We start from the raw sequence: 16410 nt of genomic DNA on the forward strand, positions 1-16410 counted from the left end.
GGATCCCATGACGGATTTCAACATCGCCCCGACGAAACCCCGCAAGACCGGTCCGGTCGCACGCAAGGACGAATCGGGAGAGAATTTCCCCGTCGCGTCCCGGCTGATACCGAAGCACCTGCGTCCGCATGTGATCGCCTTCTACCGCTTCGTGCGCTTGGCCGACGACATCGCCGATGATGCGGATCTCGAACCGGAGACCAAGCTGGCTTACCTGGAGGCGCTTGAACGGGCGCTGACCTCGGGCCAGGCCAAGCATGCCTATCTGAAGCCGGCCACCGATCTGCGGGAGAGCCTGCAGAAGACCGGCGTCAGCGACCGCCATGCCCGCCAAATTCTGCGCGCCTTTCGCCGCGATTCGGTCGGTGCCCGCTGCCACAGCTGGAGCGACCTGCTTCTCTACTGCCGCTTCTCGGCCAATCCGGTCGGCCGCTACCTGCTGGAGCTGCATGGCGAGGGTGTGGCCGCCGGGCCGGCGTCCGACGCGCTCTGCTCCGCCCTGCAGGTGCTGAACCATCTCCAGGATGCACGGGAGGACTGGACGCAGCTCGGGCGCTGCTACATCCCGCTGGCCTGGTTCGACGAGGCGGGAATCAGCGTCGAGCGCCTTGTGGAGGGTGAGAGCGACGCGCGCATGCGCGCCATCTTCGATCAGGCGCTGGAGCATACCGACCGCCTGCTGGAACGCGCCGCTGCCCTGCCCGGCCTGATCCAGCATCGCGGCCTCCGCATGGAGGCGGCGGTGATCCTCAGCCTCGCCGAATTGCTGTCACGGCGCCTGAAGTCCCGCGACCCGATGAAGACGCGGGTGACGCTGGGTGCCCACCACAAGCTGGCCGCCGTGGCGCGGGGGCTGGCGCGGAGCTTCTCCGCCGCATAAACTCCGGGGCCACACGTCGCGACGTGCACCGTCAGGCACGTCACGACGTGCAATGCCCAGGATGCTACAGATGACCCCTCCGCCGCTGGAGACGGCCCCGCTGGAACCGGTATCCACGACGTCGCCGGACAGGAATGCGCCGGATAGGAAGGTGTCCGATACGGCGACGTCCGTCACCGCCAAGTCGGGCAGCACCTTCTATTGGCCGATGCGTCTGCTGCCCGCCTCCAAGAGGGCGGCGATGTTCGCCATTTATGCCTTCTGCCGCAGGATCGACGACATTGCCGACGAACCGGGCGAGCCTGCCGACAAGCGGGCCGCCCTTGACTCCTGGCGGCGCGACATCCGCGACCTTTATGTCGGCGGCGTCCCCGGCAGCCCTCTGACCGCTGCGCTGAAAGGCGCCATCGAGCGCTACGGACTGCCGCGGGCCGAGCTTGAGGCGCTGATCGACGGCATGGCGATGGATGTTGCCGGCGAGGAGGCCGGCGGCTTCCAGGCGCCCGATCTCGACACTCTGCGGCTCTATTGCCGGCGCGTCGCCGGCGCCGTCGGCATGCTGGCGATCCGTGTCTTCGACCGTGCCGACCCAGACACGGAGCGCTTTGCCCTGGCGCTGGGCGAAGCCCTGCAACTCACCAACATCCTGCGCGATCTGGCCGAGGATGCGGAATTGCACCGGCTGTACCTGCCGCGCGAACTGCTGCGGGCCGCCGGGATCGACGCCACCGACCCGGAGACGGTGTTGGCCCACCCCGCCCTGCCAAAAGCTTGTGAGGCGCTGGCCGATCTCGCGGAAGCCCGCTTCGCCGAGGCACGCTCCGCCATTGCCGGGCAGGCGCGCGGGTCACTGTGGGCCGCAACCGCCATGATGGTGCTGTACCACCGCCTGCTGAAGCGCCTGCGGGCGGCCGGCTGGCGCGACCTGAAGGCTCGAGTCCGCGTCGGCCGGCGGGAAAGCGCCTGGGTGGCGGTGCGTTGCATGCTCGGCATCCCTCCGGCCGGCTGATGAGCGGCACCGGAACCGTCCATGTCATCGGCGCCGGGCTCGCCGGGCTGGCAGCCGCTGTCCGGCTGGTGGAGGCGGGGCGATGCGTGGCGCTCTACGATCAGGCACCGCAGGCCGGCGGCCGCTGCCGGAGCTTCCATGACGCGACGCTTGGCCGGCTGATCGACAACGGCAACCATATGGTGCTCAGCGGCAACCGGGCTTTGCTCGACTACGCCCGGCGGACCGGTGGAACGGATGCGCTGGAGGAACTGCGGCCGGCGGCCTTTCCCTTCCTCGATCTGCGCGACGGCGCCGCCTGGACCCTGCGCCCGGGAGGGCTGTGGCTGTTCGACCCGGCGCGCCGGGTGCCGGGCAGCCGGCCGCTCGACTATCTCGCCGCCCTGCGCTGCCTGACGGCCGGGCGAGCGCACTCCGTCGCCGACCGCCTTCCTCCCGGTGGAGCGCTGTTCGAGCCGCTGTGGCGCCCTCTGGCGGTGTCTGCGCTGAACGGGCCGATGGAGCGCATCTCGGCCCGCCTGTTCGGCGCGGTGCTGCGGGAGACGCTGCTGCGCGGTGAGGCCGCCTGCCGGCCGGTTCTGGCGCCTCGCGGCCTGTCCGCCGCCTTCGTCGAGCCGGCCCTGGCGCGCTTGCGGTCGGCCGGTGCGGCGCTGCATCTCGGCGCCCGGGTCGATGGGCTGACCTTCGATCAGCACCGCGTGAGCGGATTTGCCGCCGCTGGCAGCGCCGTGACGCTCGGACCGCTCGACAGCATGATCGTCGCGGCACCGGCCTGGGTGGCGGAACGACTGGTTCCGGGGTTGACCGTGCCGCCGCCGGGGCCAGCCATCGTCAATCTGCATTTCCAGCTCGATGGGCCGGTGCGGCTGCCGGGCGGCCTGCCCTTCGTCGGGCTGGTCGGCGGGACCGCGGAATGGCTGTTCGCCCGCGATGACCTGCTGTCGGTCACCGTCAGCGATGCGGATGCGCTGGCCGATCTTCCGGCCGGGGAGATCGCCGGCCGGCTGTGGGCGGAGATCGCTCCCCACCTTTGCCCGGCACCGCGACTCGGGGGCCCGATTCCGCCCTTCCGCGTGGTGAAGGAGCGGCGGGCGACCCCCGACCAGTCTCCCGAATCGGTGACGCGTCGACCGGTGACGCGCACGCGGCGGAGCAACCTGACGCTGGCCGGCGACTGGACGGAAACGGGACTTCCCGCCACCTTGGAAGCCGCCGTGCGCTCGGGAAACCGGGCGGCGGAGGCGACTTTGTCGAATGGAAATAACCCTATACGACGTTCGAGAGTGTTTCCGGCCTTCACAAGCTTCCGTCATCGGCCTATTTGGACGGACGGAGGTGCCGTGCTCGCAAGGCCCGGCCCGGAAGGACAATCAAAGAAGAGAGGGTAAATCAAATGGCGTTCGAACTTCCGCCGCTTCCGTATGCGTACGACGCTCTGGCTCCGTATATCTCGTCGGAGACCCTGCACCTGCACCATGACAAGCACCACCAGACCTACGTCACCAACCTGAACAACCTGACCAAGGACACCCCGCTGGCCGACGCCAGCCTGGAGGAGGTCATCAAGGCCTCTGCCGGCGATTCGTCCAAGGTCGGCATCTTCAACAACGCCGCCCAGGTGTGGAACCACACCTTCTTCTGGCAGTGCCTGAAGAAGGACGGCGGCAAGATGCCGGCGGCCCTGGAGCAGCGCATCGTCGCCGACTTCGGCAGCGTCGAGAAGTTCAAGGAAGAGCTGACCCAGGCCGCCCTGACCCAGTTCGGCTCGGGCTGGGCCTGGCTGTACCTGGACGGCGGCAAGCTGAAGGTCGGCAAGACCGGGAACGCCGACACCCCGCTGGCTCACGGCCAGAAGCCGCTGTTCACCATCGACGTGTGGGAGCATGCCTATTACGTCGATTTCCAGAACCGCCGCGCCGACTTCGTGAAGGCGGTCATCGACAATCTCGCCAACTGGGACTTCGCCGCCGAGCAGTTGGCTGCGTAAGGTTCCCTGTCGAGGGATGAAAAAGCAAAGGCGCCCGAAAGGGCGCCTTTGTCGTTTCTGGAGAGGATGACCGGCCTTAAACCGGCAGCATCGCCGCCGCCACCCGCCGGCCCTCAGCCAGCAGGACATTGTAGGTCCGGCACACCGCACGGCTGTCCATCAGCTCCACCACGACGCCCTGCTCGCGCAGTTCGAGACGCAGCGCCTTCGGGATCATGCGCATGGTGCCGCCGGTGCCGAGCAGCAGGATCTCCACCTTCGGCTCAGCCGCCAGCACCGGAGCGAAGTCGCCCACCGACAGGGAGGCGACGTCGGTCGCGTCCCATGCCAGGGTGCGGTCCGGCAGGACAATCACCGAGCCGACGCGCCACTGGCCGGAAATGCAGAACTGTCCCGGACCGTAGCCGTCGATGACCTGACGGTCCGACGGGATCATCGGCATGATGTCGGCCATGCTGCCCTCTCCTTCCCCAAACGTCCGGCGTTACGGTGTGGTCGCCGGGGTGTTGCCCGCCGAAGCGGCGTCGGGAGAACCGCGCCGCAGGCGGTTCTCGCCGAGGAACAGCAAGATGGGGGCGGCAATGAACACCGACGAGCTGGTCGCAAGGATAACGCCGAAAATCAGCACGATGCCGAAGTCCTGCAACGCCTCGCCGCCGAACAGTGCCAGCGGAATGATCGACAGCAGGGTGCAGACGGAGGTGCCGACGGTGCGGTTCAGCGTCTCGTTGATCGACATGTCGATCAGGTCGCGCAGCGGCATCTTCTTGTAGATGCGCAGATTCTCGCGCATGCGGTCATAAACGACGACCTTGTCGTTCACCGAATAGCCCATGACGGTCAGGATCGCCGCCACGGCCGTCAGGTTGAACTGGATATCGGTGATGGCGTAGAAGCCGACGATCTTGGTGATGTCGAGGATCAGCGTCACCACCGCGCCGAAGCCGAACTGCCATTCAAAGCGGAACCAGATGTAGACCAGCATCGCCAGCATGGCGAGGCCCAGCGCCAGCATGCCGTTGGCGAACAGCTCGCCGCTGACCGACGCGCCGACCGCTTCGACACGGCGGACCTGGGTGCCGGGGATGGACTGGGCCAGCGTGTTGCGCACCTTGTCGGCAGCGACCTGCTGGGCGGCGTCATCGCCGGGCTGCCGCTCGAGACGGATCAGCACGTCCTGAGGCGACCCGAACTCCTGCAATGCCACCTGCCCCATGCCGAGGCCGGACAGCGTGTGGCGCAGCGAGGCGAAGTCGGCGGCCTGCGGCGTGCGGGCCTCGATGACGATGCCGCCACGGAAGTCGATGCCGTAATTCAGGCCGGGGTGGAAGAACAGGATGACGGACGCGATGGACAGGATCGCCGACACGACGAGGCCGGCGATGCGGCCGTTCATGAAGGGGATCTTGGTGTTGTCGGGGACGAGGCGGAGATGGAACATCGGATGACCTCTCAGACCGGCAACACGGCCGGACGCGTCCGGCGCAGCCACGTCACCATCATCAGGCGCACAAGCACCGTGGCGGTGAACATGGAGATGAGGATGCCGAAGGTGATGGTGACGGCGAAGCCCTTGATGGTGCCGGTGCCGAAGACGAACAGCAGCGCCATCTTGATGGCCGTCGTCAGGTTGCTGTCGACGATGGTGCTGTAGGCGCGGCTGAAGCCGGCCTCCATCGAGGCGAAGACCCCGCGGCCCTTCTTCGTCTCCTCGCGGATGCGCTCGTTGATCAGGATGTTGGCATCGACCGCCAGGCCGAGCGACAGCAGCACGCCGGCAATGCCCGGCAGCGTCAACGTGGCCTGCAGCAGCGACAGCGCCGCGAGCGTCAGCACGAGGTTGATGAACAGCGCCGAGCAGGCGAAGGCGCCGAACAGCCCGTAGCAGGCGATCATATAGACGCAGACCATCACGAAACCGACGACGACGGCAGTCAGGCCGGCACGGATCGAATCGGCGCCCAGGTCGGGACCGACGGTCCGCTCCTCGATCACCTTCAGCGGGGCCGGCAGAGCGCCAGCACGCAGCAGGACGGCGAGGTCGTTGGCGTTGGCGGCGGTGAAGTTGCCGCTGATCTGGCCGCGGCCACCGGTGATCGGCTCGCGGATCACCGGGGCGCTGATGACCTTGTTGTCGAGCACGATGGCGAAGGGTCGGCCGACATTCTGCTTGGTCACCTCGGCGAACCGGTTGGCGCCGGCGGTGTTGAACTCGAAGTTCACCACCCATTCGCCGGTCTGCGGGTTGGTGCCGGCCGACGCGTTCTGCAGCGTGGCGCCGTCGACCTCGACCTTCTTGCGGATGACGTATTTGGACTGGTAGCGGTCGCCCTCGGTCGACGGCAGGATCTCGGATCCCGGAGGGGCGCGGCCGGTGCTGGGATCGGCGTTCACGTCGACCAGGCGGAAGGTCATCTTGGCGGTGGTGCCGAGCAGCCGCTTGATGCGGTCGGGATCCTCGACGCCGGGCAACTGGACCAGGATGCGGTCGTTGCCCTGGCGGGCGATGGTCGGCTCGTTCACGCCGGTCTCGTCGATGCGGCGGCGGACGATCTCGATCGACTGCTCGATGGCCTGGGTGGCGCGGTCGCGCAGCGCGACCTCGCTCAGCGCCACGGTCACCGTGCCGCCGTTGACGGTCACGTCAAGGTCCGGCTGCCCACCACCCAGAGCCGTGCGGCCCACCGGGCTGGAGAGCTGGCGCAGGGCCTTCACGGCTTCCTCAGCCTGGGCCGGGTCGCGCAGCTGGACGGTGACGGCGCGCTCGCCGGCGTTCAGCGCGGTGTAGCCGACATTGGCGGTGCGCAGCTGCTGCCGTGCGCCGTCCACCAGACCTTCCACGCGGTCGCGGATGACGGTGGCCATGTCGACTTCAAGCAACAGATGCGATCCGCCGCGCAGGTCGAGACCCAGCGACACCCGGGTGTTGGCGTACCAGGACGGCAGCGCCGCCAGCGTGTCGCGGCCCATGAAGTTGGGCAGCATCAGGATGAACCCGGCGATGCAGGTCGCCAGGATCAGGTAAATCTTCCAGCGCGAAAAATAGAGCATGCGTCACTCGAATCCGATCAGACACCCGGTCCGGGCGACCGGCCCGCCCCGTCGACGGGGCGAGCGGCCGGACCGGACGGGAAGCGCCTTCGGGCCGACCCGTGGAAGAGGGGCCCGGCTACGGCTTACTTGCGGCCGAACAGCTTGCCGATCCCGCCGGCGGCGGTGGTGTCGGCCGGCTTGACTTCACCCTCGGCGGCCGGAGCGGCGTCGCCACCGGACTTGCCGGCCGGCTCGGTCTTGGCGAGCACCAGATTGACGGTCGAGCGCAGGCAGCGCACGCGCACATTCTCCGCGATCTCGACGGTGATCTCGTCGTCGGTGCCGACCTTGGTGACGATGCCGATGATGCCGCCGCCGGTCACGACGCGGTCGCCGCGGCGGATGGCCGACAGCATCGCCTTATGCTCTTTCATCTTTTTCTGCTGCGGACGGATCAGCAGGAAGTAGAAGACGACGAAGATCAGGATCAGCGGCGCGAACTGGACGAGCATGTCACCGCCGCCGCCAGCCGGGGCCGCCGTCTGTGCATAAGCCGTCGAAACGAACATCTGGAAGCTCCTTACAGGTTTGGTCTCGGCACCGGATCGGCGTTCCGCCGGGACGCCGCGACTATAGCCGCCCATGACCGGGATGCAATGGTGATGCGCCACAATCCGCGGGCGCACCACAGCTTGTGTGCTTGCCTTGCTGTGTTACGGTGCGAAGGCGTCGGAAAGATGGCTGCGCGGGCACCCACTTTCCATGGAACATCCAGAAAAAATTTCCGGAAAATTATGTCGCAATCCATCGAAAAGTCCGGTGCCGATCAGGCGCTCGTCCCTTTGCTGACCCGCATCGCCGAGGCGCTGGAACGTCTCGCCCCGCCGCCGGACCGGCCGCTGGACTTCGGTGCGGCGGACGCCTTCGTCTGGCATCCCGATCCCGACCGCCTGGAAGGGGTTCCGGTGGTCAACCGCGTCGACATCATGCTTCTTCAGGGCATCGAGCGGCAGCGGGAGATCCTGCTGGACAACACCCGCCGCTTCGCCGCCGGCCTGCCGGCCAACAACGCCCTGCTATGGGGGGCCCGCGGCACCGGCAAAAGCTCGCTGGTCAAGGCCGCCCACGCCGCCATCTGCACAGAGCGGCCGGGCGAACTGGCGCTGGTGGAAATCCACCGCGAGGACATTCCCACTCTGCCCCGCCTGCTGAGCCGGCTGAAGGGCGAGGCACGCCGCTTCATCCTGTTCTGCGACGACCTGTCCTTCGACCATGACGACGCCCATTACAAGTCGCTGAAGGCGGTGCTGGACGGCGGCATCGAGGGGCGGCCGGACAATGTGGTGTTCTACGCCACCTCCAACCGCCGGCACCTGATGCCGCGTGACATGATCGAGAACGAGCGGTCGACCGCCATCAACCCGGCGGAAGCGGTCGAGGAGAAGGTGTCGCTGTCGGACCGCTTCGGTCTGTGGCTCGGCTTCCACAACTGCGACCAGGACACCTACTTCGCGATGATCGAGGGCTATGTCCGCCATTTCGGCCTGGAGATCCCGGAAGACCGCCTGCGCGCCGAGGCCGTCGAATGGTCGGTCACGCGCGGAAGCCGGTCGGGCCGGGTCGCCTGGCAGTTCATCCAGGACTTGGCTGGCCGCCTCGGGAAGCCCCTTCGCTGACCTTGCGGTCCATCTGGTCGCTCGGGTCGACGGCCTGGCTGCCCTTGCGCAGCTCGAAATGCAGCTGGGGCGAGGACACGCCGCCGGTCTGGCCGACCCGGGCGATCACCTGCCCCCGCTTCACCGAGGCGCCGCGCTCCACCTCGATCTTGTCGAGGTGGGCGTAGGCGGTGATCCAGCCGTCGGAATGCTTCAGCAGCAGCAGGTTGCCGAAGCCGCGCAGCTCGTTGCCGGCATAGGCGACAACACCGTTGTCGGCGGCGACCACGGCGGTGCCCTTCGGGGCGGCGATGTTCAGCCCGTCATTGTGCAGCCCGTCCGGCTTCGGCCCATAGCCGGAGAGCAGCTTGCCCTTCACCGGCCACAGGAAGCGGGCGCCGCCGCGCGGTGGCGGGGCGCCGACCTCGGCCTTCGGTTCCGGCTTGGGCGGCGCGGCTGCGGCAACCTCCTGCTGCGGAGCGGCGGCAGGCGGAGCGGCTTGTGGGGCTGGTGCCGGAATCGGCGTTGCCGCCGGCTTGCTGCCGGGCGGACGCAGCATGGTCGGCGCCTGGCCCGGCTGATAGGCGGCGTCGCCGGTTGCGGCAGGAGGCGCCGCGGCCGGTTCCGACGCGGCCCCAGGCTTGGACGGCGGCGGCAGCGGCGTTGCGGCGATGCTGCCGGAGGAGGACGCGCCGGGCGGCGGAAGCTCCGCCGCTTGTACCGACCCGCGACCGGCAGGCGAGCCCTGCGGCGTCAGCGGAACGGCACCGCCGGAAGCGACCATGGTTCCATTGCTGTCGTTGCTGCCCGGCAGGCGCAGGGGCTGGCCGACCTGCACCGCATAGGGCGGGGTCAGGTTGTTCAGACGGCTCAGTTCGCTGACGTCTACATTGTGCATCCGGGAGATGCTGTAGAGGCTGTCACCCTTCTGCACGATGTATTGACGCGAGGTCGGCAGCACCAGCCGCTGGCCGACCTCCAGCCGGTAGGGCGGAGCCAGCCTGTTGGCCTCGATCAGGTCGCGCAGCGGAACATTGTAGCGGCGCGACAGGCTATAGGCGCTGTCGCCCTTCTGCACGCTGATGGCGCCACCGGCCGAATCCGGCACCTCGGAAACCGTGGTGAAGGGGGCAAGCCCCCCCACCCGCTCGCAGGCGCCGAGCGCCAGGACGGCGGTGGACAGGACCAGGGCGGGCAGGACGCGCTTGGAAAATGCGGGTTTCATGCGGAACGGACCGATTGCGGCGGGTCGGACAGCAGCGGAACGAAACGGACGGGCCACAGGTCCTCCCGGATAAGGCCAGCTTCGGAGCGCCGGAAACGCACGACCCTCTGGTCGCGGTGATCGGTCCCCAACGGAATGACCAAGACACCATCAATGGCGAGTTGATCCGTCAAGTCTTTTGGCGGCTCCGGCCCGCCCGCGGCTGTGACCAGTATACGGGCGAAGGGCGCCTGCTCCGGCCAGCCCCGCGTCCCGTCGCCGAGCCGCGTGGTGATGGTGCCGATGTCGAGCGCCCTGAACCGCCCCTCGGCCTCACGCAGAAGCGGCTTCAGCCGCTCGATGGTGAAGACCCGGCGGCAGAGCCGCGACAGCACCGCCGCCTGATAGCCGGAGCCGGTGCCGACCTCCAGGACAAGATGTCGCGGGAGCAGTTCCAGCGCCTGGGTCATCAGGCCGACCACCAGCGGCTGGCTGATGGTCTGGCCCTGATCGATCGGCAGCGCCGTGTCCTCCCACGCCCTGTCCTGGAAAGCCTCCGGGACGAACAGCTCGCGCGGGATCCGCTCGATGGCCGCCAACACCCGTGTGTCGGTGACGCCGGCCCCGCGAAGGGCCATCAGCAAGCGGATCTTGCGCGGGTTGTATGTCACACGAAGGCCTGCCTCAACGTCTGCAACGTCGGCGTATGGGTGAGGTCGAGATAGACGGGCGTCACCGAGATGCCGCCGTTGAAGACCACATGGATGTCGGTGTCGTCCGCCACGTCGGCTTCGCCGCGCAGCGTGCCGATCCAGATATAGGGCTTGCCACGCGGGTCGACACGCTCGAACAGCTCGTCGCCGATCTTGCGCTTGCCGTGGCGCACCACCTGGATGCCGGTCACTTCCGCGGCCGGGCGGGCCGGGAAGTTGACGTTCAGCAGCACGTTCTTCGGCCAGGCCACCGTCACCGCCTTGCGCACCACGTCGGCGCCATGGGCGGCGGCGGCGGACCAGTCGATCGGCTGGCCCGGCTCGTAATGCTGGCTCATGGCGATGGCCGGCACGTTCAGCAGCGTCGCCTCCATCGCCGCGGCGATGGTGCCGGAATAGGTCACGTCCTCGCCGATGTTGGAGCCCTGGTTGACGCCGGACAGGACCAGCGTCGGACGGGCGTCCTTCATCACATGGTTGACCGCCAGCAGCACGCAGTCGGTCGGCGTGCCGTCGACGGTGAAGCGGCGATCATCCAGTTTGCGCAGGCGCAGCGGCCGGTTGATGGTCAGCGAATGGCTGGCCGCCGACTGCTCCATCTCCGGCGCCACGACCCAGACGTCGTCGGACAGTTCGCGCGCGATGGCTTCCAGGACCTTCAATCCCTGGGCATGGATGCCGTCGTCGTTGGTGACGAGGATCCGCGTGCGGGACAGGTCGAGCGGCAGGTCGAACATCAGATGGAAATCCTCTCCACTCCGCGCATGTAGGGGCGGAGCGCTTCAGGAACCAGGATCGAACCGTCGGGCTGCTGGTAATTCTCCAGAACCGCGATCAGGCAGCGCCCGACCGCCACACCCGATCCATTGAGGGTGTGCACGAATTGAGTTTGCTTCTCGCCCTTGGCCCGGCAACGGGCTTTCATCCGCCGGGCCTGGAAATCGCCGCAATTGGAAATGCTGGAGATCTCGCGGTAGGCGTTCTGGCCCGGCAGCCACACCTCGACGTCATAGGTCTTGCGCGAGGAGAAGCCCATGTCGCCGGTGCACAGCACGATGGTGCGGTAAGGCAGGCCCAGCCGCTCCAGGATCGTCTCGGCACAGCGGGTCATGCGCTGATGCTCGTCCTCCGACTGTTCCGGGGCGGTGATGGCGACCATCTCCACCTTCCAGAACTGGTGCTGGCGGATCATCCCGCGGGTGTCGCGCCCGGCCGATCCGGCTTCCGCCCGGAAGCAGGGGGTCAGCGCGGTGTAGCGCAGCGGCAGCTCCTCCGACGCGACGATCTGGTCGTTGACCAGATTGGTCAGCGGCACCTCGCTGGTCGGGATCAGGTAATGGTCGGACGAGGTGGTCTTGAACAGAATCCTCCTCGAACTTCGGCAACTGGCCGGTGCCGAACAGGGCGGTGTCGCGCACCATCAGCGGCGGCGCGATCTCGGTGAAGCCGTGCTCGCCGGTGTGGATGTCCAGCATGAAGTCGGCGAGCGCGCGCTCCAGACGGGCCAGCCCGCCCTTCAGCACGGTGAAGCGGGCGCCGGACATGCGGGCCGCCGCCTCGAAATCCATCAGGCCCAGCGCCTCGCCCAGCTCGTAATGCTGCTTGGGATTGGCGATGTCGGCCGGCGTGCCCCAACGGCGGACCTCGACGTTGGCGGTCTCGTCGGGTCCGTCCGGCACGTCGTCGGCCGGGATGTTGGGGATGCCGGCCAGGATGGCGTCGAGTTCGGCGCCGAGCGCGCGTTCCTCCTCCTCCACCTGGGGCAGGCGGTCCTTCAGGGTCGCCATCTCGTCGAGGATCGGTTGGGCATCGCGCCCTTCGCGCTTGGCGAGGCCGACTTCCTTCGCCGCCTCGTTCCGACGGGCCTGCATCTCCTGCATCTGGGTCTGCGCGGCGCGGCGGCGGCCGTCGAGGTCGAGCACGGAGGACGACATCGGCGCCAGTCCACGACGGCCAAGGCCGCGGTCGAAGGCTTCGGGATTCTCACGGATGGCGCGAAGGTCGTGCATGGCTCGAACAATCAACGAATTGTGTGGGGCACTGGTTATACGGCGCGACCCCGCCAAGGTCCAGTGCGAGGCCATCTCAGCACCTCCCCTGATACGGATATGAAGGCGGCCTCCAAGGCGACTTGCGCGGACGGCATGGCGGCTGCGCCCCGGCAATGGTTGGAATGGGCAGGCACGGCAGGGCAATGTCCATATTGCGCCGCAACCAGCGGCGAAGGATCGAAGCAGGAGCCGAGCGCGTGCGCGACGAGATCGAGACCGGTGGCGAGGCCCCCTATCTACAGGCCGGAACGCCCGCCTATCGCCGTGCCAGCCGCATCCTGTTCGTCGCCGGCTTCTCCACCTTCGCCACGCTCTATTGCGTCCAGCCGCTGCTGCCCGACTTCGTGCGGGAGTTCGGGGTGACACCGGCGGAGTCGAGCCTGTCGCTCTCCCTGACCACCGGTATCCTGGCGGTGGCGCTGCTGGTGGCCGGCGCCATTTCCGACGGCATCGGCCGCAAGCCGGTGATGGTCGCAGCACTGCTCGGCGCCGGCATTCTCGGGATTGTCGGCGCGCTGATGCCGGGCTGGCATGGTTTCCTGGCGGTGCGGGCGCTGGAGGGGCTGGCGCTCAGCGGCCTGCCGGCGGTGGCGATGGCCTATGTCTCCGAAGAGGTCGATCCGAAATCGGCGGGCGTCGCCATGGGGCTCTATATCGGCGGGACGGCCATCGGCGGCATGTCGGGCCGGGTGCTGACCGCCATCGTCACCGACCTCGGCAGTTGGCGGCTGGCGGTCGGGATTGTCGGTGCGCTGGCGGTTGCAGCAGCCGTCACGGTCTGGTTCGCCCTGCCGCCGTCGCGGCACTTCGTCCGCCGCGCCGCCGGGCTGCCGGCCCTGATGCGGGCATGGCGCGGATTGCTGACCGATCCGTCTCTGCTCGGGCTCTTCTCGCTCGGCTTCCTGCTGATGGGCGGCTTCGTCACCATCTTCAACTATATCGGCTTCCGCCTGAGCGAGCCGCCGTTCGACCTGCGCCCGGCCATCGTCGGCGCGGTGTTCCTGGTCTACAGCTTCGGCGTCGTCAGTTCCCCTCTGTTCGGCGGCTGGTCTGGCCGATTCGGGTCGAACCGCACGCTGGCGGCGGCCGTTGCCCTGATGGTGGCCGGGCTGGCGCTGATGGAGATCGACAGCCTGTTCGCCATCGCCTTCGGCATCGCCCTGTTCACCTTCGCCTTCTTCGGCGCCCATTCCATCGTGTCGGCCTGGATCGGCCGCCGCGCCGCGGTGGCGCGCGGCCAAGCCTCCTCCATCTATCTGTTCTGCTATTATCTAGGCTCGACGCTCGCCGGGACGCTCGGCGGATTGTTCTGGCACGGCTATGGCTGGACGGGGGTGGCGGCCTTCGTCGGCCTATTGCTGGCGGTCGCGGTGGCGGTGACGGTCGGCCTGCAACGCGGCCGCTGACGGTCGAGCTGCGGCGCTACCGTCGATGCGCGGCGAACGGTCGCTGCTGCGATTCGGCTTATTGCGCTGCGTCGGCCGGAACTTCACGTTGTACGCGTCCATTCGGCGGGAGTGCGCGCGGTGAGCGATCTGACGGTATATCTGGAAAGCGATGCCCACCGGCCGGAACTCCGCACCGCCGATGCGGCCCTGATCGCGGCTCATCTCGCCCATGCCGGTATTCTCTATGAACGCTGGAATGCCGATACCTCCCTGCCCGACGACAGCGATGAACAAGCCGTGCTGCAAGCCTATGCCGTCCCCATCGAGCGGTTGAAGCAGGCGCGCCGTTTCCTCAGGGCGGATGTCGTCCGCGTCACCCCGCAGACGGGCGGCATCGCCGCACTGCGTGCCAAATTCCTCGATGAACACACCCATGGGGAGGACGAGGCGCGCTTCTTCGTCGAGGGTGCCGGCGCCTTCTATATCCACCTGAAGGCCCGCGTCTTCCGCGTGGTGTGCGAGGCCGGCGACCTGCTGAGCATTCCCGCCGGCACGCCGCACTGGTTCGACATGGGGCCGACGCCGCGCTTCACCACGATCCGGTTCTTCGGCCGTCCCGATGGCTGGGTGGCCGCCCTTACCGGCGACGCCATTGCCGCGCGCTTCCCGCCCTTCGAGCCGGACGCTGTGCCGGCGGCCTGAATCCGCCCTATTCCCGCCTCAAAAAATTCACTTGAATCACGGGCGGAAAAGCGTAAATCAATCGGCACGACGCACCCGCACGTGCCTATGGCCCTCTGTGGTTATGCTACGACGTACCGCGTCCTTTTTGGCAGAACCGACCATTCCAGTGGGTCGGTCCCGAGAGGGAGGTCAGTATGTACGCTGCCCACGGTGGGGCTGTGAGACGGTAGCCCTTTAGCCGGTAAACGACGCGCTGTTGCCTGGAGCTTCACAGCCCGGGGCCGCTGCTCGCACCGGCTTTTTCCGTCTCCCCCCTTCCCAAATCCGATCAATCGGCGATTCCGCTGCGCCACCTGCGCCCAGTCTTGTGCTGGGCAGCTCGTGACGCGGCCGGGGATCGCCGTCTGCTCACCGGACCGGCCTGCATGCCGCCGTCCGGGGATAGGAGTGCGCCATGGGTTTCCTGCGTTCCCGTTCCGCCGTCACCCCGCTCCGCCGCGTCGGCCTGAACGACAGCAGCGCCGTTTCGCTGTCCACCGGCCGCCGTTCGACCGTGACGCAGGCCGTCGCCCTGCACCGCCCGGAAGAGCCTATGCACTGCATCCGCCCCGGCGTGCTGGCCGACACCGCCGACAGCTTCCTGAAGGCATTCGCCGGTGCGACCGAGGCCGTCGGCCGTGGCGGCGACGTGCTCTATGCCGTGAAGTGCAACCCCGAGCCGGCGGTGCTGCGTGCACTGTGGGCCTGTGGCGTGCGCCATTTCGATGTCGCCTCCCCCGGCGAGATCCGCCTGATCCGCCAGATGTTCCCGGACGCCGTCCTGCATTACATGCACCCGGTCAAGGGCCGTCAGGCGATCCGCAACGCCTATCACCAGTATGGCGTCCGCGACTTCGTCCTCGACAGCCGGGAAGAGCTGGACAAGATCCTGGAGGAGACGGACTGCGCAGGCGACCTCGGCCTCGTCGTGCGGCTGTCGCTGCCGAAGGGCAACGCGGTCTACGACCTGTCGGGCAAGTTCGGCGCCGCCATCACCGATGCGGTGGAGCTGCTGCGTGCCGCCCGCGCCGTGGCTCCGAAGCTCGGGCTGTCCTTCCATGTCGGCTCGCAGATGCTGGATCCGTCGGCCTACGAGCGCGCCATCGCGCTGGCCGGCTATGTCATCGCCGAGAGCGGCGTCGACCTCGACGTTCTGGATGTCGGCGGCGGCTTCCCCGTGTCCTATCCGGGAGTCACCCCGCCGCCGCTCGGCGACTTCATGGCCGCCATCGCCCGCGGCGTTGCCGCCATCGACCTGCCGGCGCACTGCCGCCTGTGGTGCGAGCCCGGCCGCGCGCTGGTTGCCCCCGGCGTCTCGCTGGTCGTTCAGGTGGTGAAGCGGCGCGGCAGCGAGCTGTTCATCAATGACGGCGTCTATGGCGCGCTGTCGGACGCCGGCGTGCCCGGCTTCCGCTTCCCGGCGCGGCTGATCCGCCCGTTCGAAGCCATGACCGATGCCGGGGACGAGGCCTTCAGCTTCTACGGCCCAACCTGCGACAGTGCCGACAAGATGGCCGGTCCCTTCCACCTGCCGGCCGACGTCAAGGCCGGGGACTGGATCGAGCTTGGCCAGCTCGGCGCCTATGGCTCCTGCCTGCGCACGGCCTTCAACGGCTTCGACCAGGCACGCGTCGTCGAGGTGTCGGACGCCCCCCTGCTCGCCACTCCCGGTTACGAGCTTCGCTCCTGCGCTGCCTGAACGCGAAGCCGGTTTCTGTGGATAAAGCGTAAAGACATCCGTAACATTCAGTCGCCCGGCGCGTCCCG

15 protein-coding genes and 1 pseudogene are annotated in these 16410 nt (G+C 67.9%); 8 read left to right on the forward strand and 8 right to left on the reverse strand.

Annotated features, from left to right (window positions below; genetic code table 11):
• The first annotated feature begins 7 nt into the window (after nt 1-7).
• The 4 genes from ACWPN8_RS08845 (at nt 8) to ACWPN8_RS08860 (ending at nt 3876) form a co-directional block, all read left to right on the forward strand.
• Nucleotides 8-880, forward strand: a complete 873-nt coding sequence (locus ACWPN8_RS08845; protein ID WP_492240545.1) for a squalene/phytoene synthase family protein — start codon at nt 8-10, stop codon at nt 878-880.
• A 70-nt stretch (nt 881-950) separates the two neighbouring features.
• Nucleotides 951-1889, forward strand: coding sequence for a presqualene diphosphate synthase HpnD (hpnD, locus tag ACWPN8_RS08850; protein WP_492240546.1), 939 nt, complete (start codon nt 951-953; stop codon nt 1887-1889).
• Complete coding sequence (gene hpnE / locus ACWPN8_RS08855; protein ID WP_492240547.1) at nt 1889-3277, forward strand: hydroxysqualene dehydroxylase HpnE; 1389 nt, start codon at nt 1889-1891, stop codon at nt 3275-3277. Before hpnD ends, hpnE begins: the two co-directional genes overlap by 1 nt.
• A 5-nt stretch (nt 3278-3282) precedes the next feature.
• The gene (locus tag ACWPN8_RS08860) at nt 3283-3876 is read left to right on the forward strand and encodes a superoxide dismutase (RefSeq protein WP_109446220.1); all 594 of its coding nucleotides are present in this window, start codon (nt 3283-3285) and stop codon (nt 3874-3876) included.
• Nucleotides 3877-3952: 76 nt separating this feature from the next.
• Here ACWPN8_RS08860 and ACWPN8_RS08865 read toward each other — a convergent pair whose 3' ends face one another.
• The 4 genes from ACWPN8_RS08865 to yajC form a co-directional block, all read right to left on the reverse strand.
• Complete coding sequence (locus ACWPN8_RS08865) at nt 3953-4330, reverse strand: Mth938-like domain-containing protein (protein ID WP_109446222.1); 378 nt, start codon at nt 4328-4330, stop codon at nt 3953-3955.
• A 30-nt stretch (nt 4331-4360) separates the two neighbouring features.
• A complete protein-coding gene (gene secF / locus ACWPN8_RS08870; RefSeq protein ID WP_395459685.1) occupies nt 4361-5317 on the reverse strand; it encodes a protein translocase subunit SecF in 957 nt (318 codons plus the stop codon).
• Nucleotides 5318-5328: 11 nt separating this feature from the next.
• Nucleotides 5329-6927 (reverse strand): protein translocase subunit SecD, encoded by a 1599-nt coding sequence (gene secD, locus ACWPN8_RS08875; RefSeq protein ID WP_109446226.1) that lies wholly within the window; start codon nt 6925-6927, stop codon nt 5329-5331.
• A 125-nt stretch (nt 6928-7052) separates the two neighbouring features.
• Entirely contained in the window at nt 7053-7478 is a 426-nt protein-coding gene (gene yajC, locus ACWPN8_RS08880) for a preprotein translocase subunit YajC (RefSeq protein ID WP_109446228.1), read from the reverse strand.
• A gap of 225 nt (nt 7479-7703) precedes the next feature.
• Here yajC and ACWPN8_RS08885 point away from each other — a divergent pair, with 225 nt between their 5' ends.
• Nucleotides 7704-8585, forward strand: coding sequence for an ATP-binding protein (locus ACWPN8_RS08885; RefSeq protein ID WP_492240548.1), 882 nt, complete (start codon nt 7704-7706; stop codon nt 8583-8585).
• Here the strand turns inward: ACWPN8_RS08885 and ACWPN8_RS08890 are convergent.
• The 4 genes and pseudogenes from ACWPN8_RS08890 to serS form a co-directional block, all read right to left on the reverse strand.
• Nucleotides 8542-9789, reverse strand: a complete 1248-nt coding sequence (locus ACWPN8_RS08890) for a peptidoglycan DD-metalloendopeptidase family protein (RefSeq protein ID WP_492240549.1) — start codon at nt 9787-9789, stop codon at nt 8542-8544. The two genes, ACWPN8_RS08885 and ACWPN8_RS08890, sit on opposite strands and share 44 nt — an antisense overlap.
• A complete protein-coding gene (locus ACWPN8_RS08895) occupies nt 9786-10439 on the reverse strand; it encodes a protein-L-isoaspartate(D-aspartate) O-methyltransferase (RefSeq protein ID WP_109446234.1) in 654 nt (217 codons plus the stop codon). Before ACWPN8_RS08895 ends, ACWPN8_RS08890 begins: the two co-directional genes overlap by 4 nt.
• Nucleotides 10436-11218 carry a 5'/3'-nucleotidase SurE gene (gene surE, locus ACWPN8_RS08900; RefSeq protein WP_109446236.1) on the reverse strand — a complete coding sequence of 261 codons (783 nt, stop codon included), beginning with the start codon at nt 11216-11218 and terminating at the stop codon, nt 10436-10438. The genes ACWPN8_RS08895 and surE overlap by 4 nt, the downstream gene beginning before the upstream one ends.
• A pseudogene (serS, locus tag ACWPN8_RS08905) lies at nt 11218-12490 on the reverse strand (serine--tRNA ligase). The gene surE and the pseudogene serS overlap by 1 nt, the downstream one beginning before the upstream one ends.
• A gap of 239 nt (nt 12491-12729) precedes the next feature.
• On the opposite strand from serS, the gene ACWPN8_RS08910 reads away from it, so the two are divergent.
• From ACWPN8_RS08910 to ACWPN8_RS08920, 3 genes are all read left to right on the forward strand, one after another.
• Complete coding sequence (locus ACWPN8_RS08910; protein ID WP_109446240.1) at nt 12730-13938, forward strand: MFS transporter; 1209 nt, start codon at nt 12730-12732, stop codon at nt 13936-13938.
• A gap of 120 nt (nt 13939-14058) precedes the next feature.
• Nucleotides 14059-14622: a 1,2-dihydroxy-3-keto-5-methylthiopentene dioxygenase gene (locus tag ACWPN8_RS08915; RefSeq protein WP_492240550.1), complete on the forward strand. Its 564-nt coding sequence runs from the start codon at nt 14059-14061 to the stop codon at nt 14620-14622.
• Nucleotides 14623-15058: 436 nt separating this feature from the next.
• Nucleotides 15059-16342 carry a type III PLP-dependent enzyme gene (locus ACWPN8_RS08920; RefSeq protein WP_492240551.1) on the forward strand — a complete coding sequence of 428 codons (1284 nt, stop codon included), beginning with the start codon at nt 15059-15061 and terminating at the stop codon, nt 16340-16342.
• Nucleotides 16343-16410 lie beyond the last annotated feature (68 nt).

It is taken from the genome of Azospirillum sp. UENF 112521, from assembly GCF_058780665.1.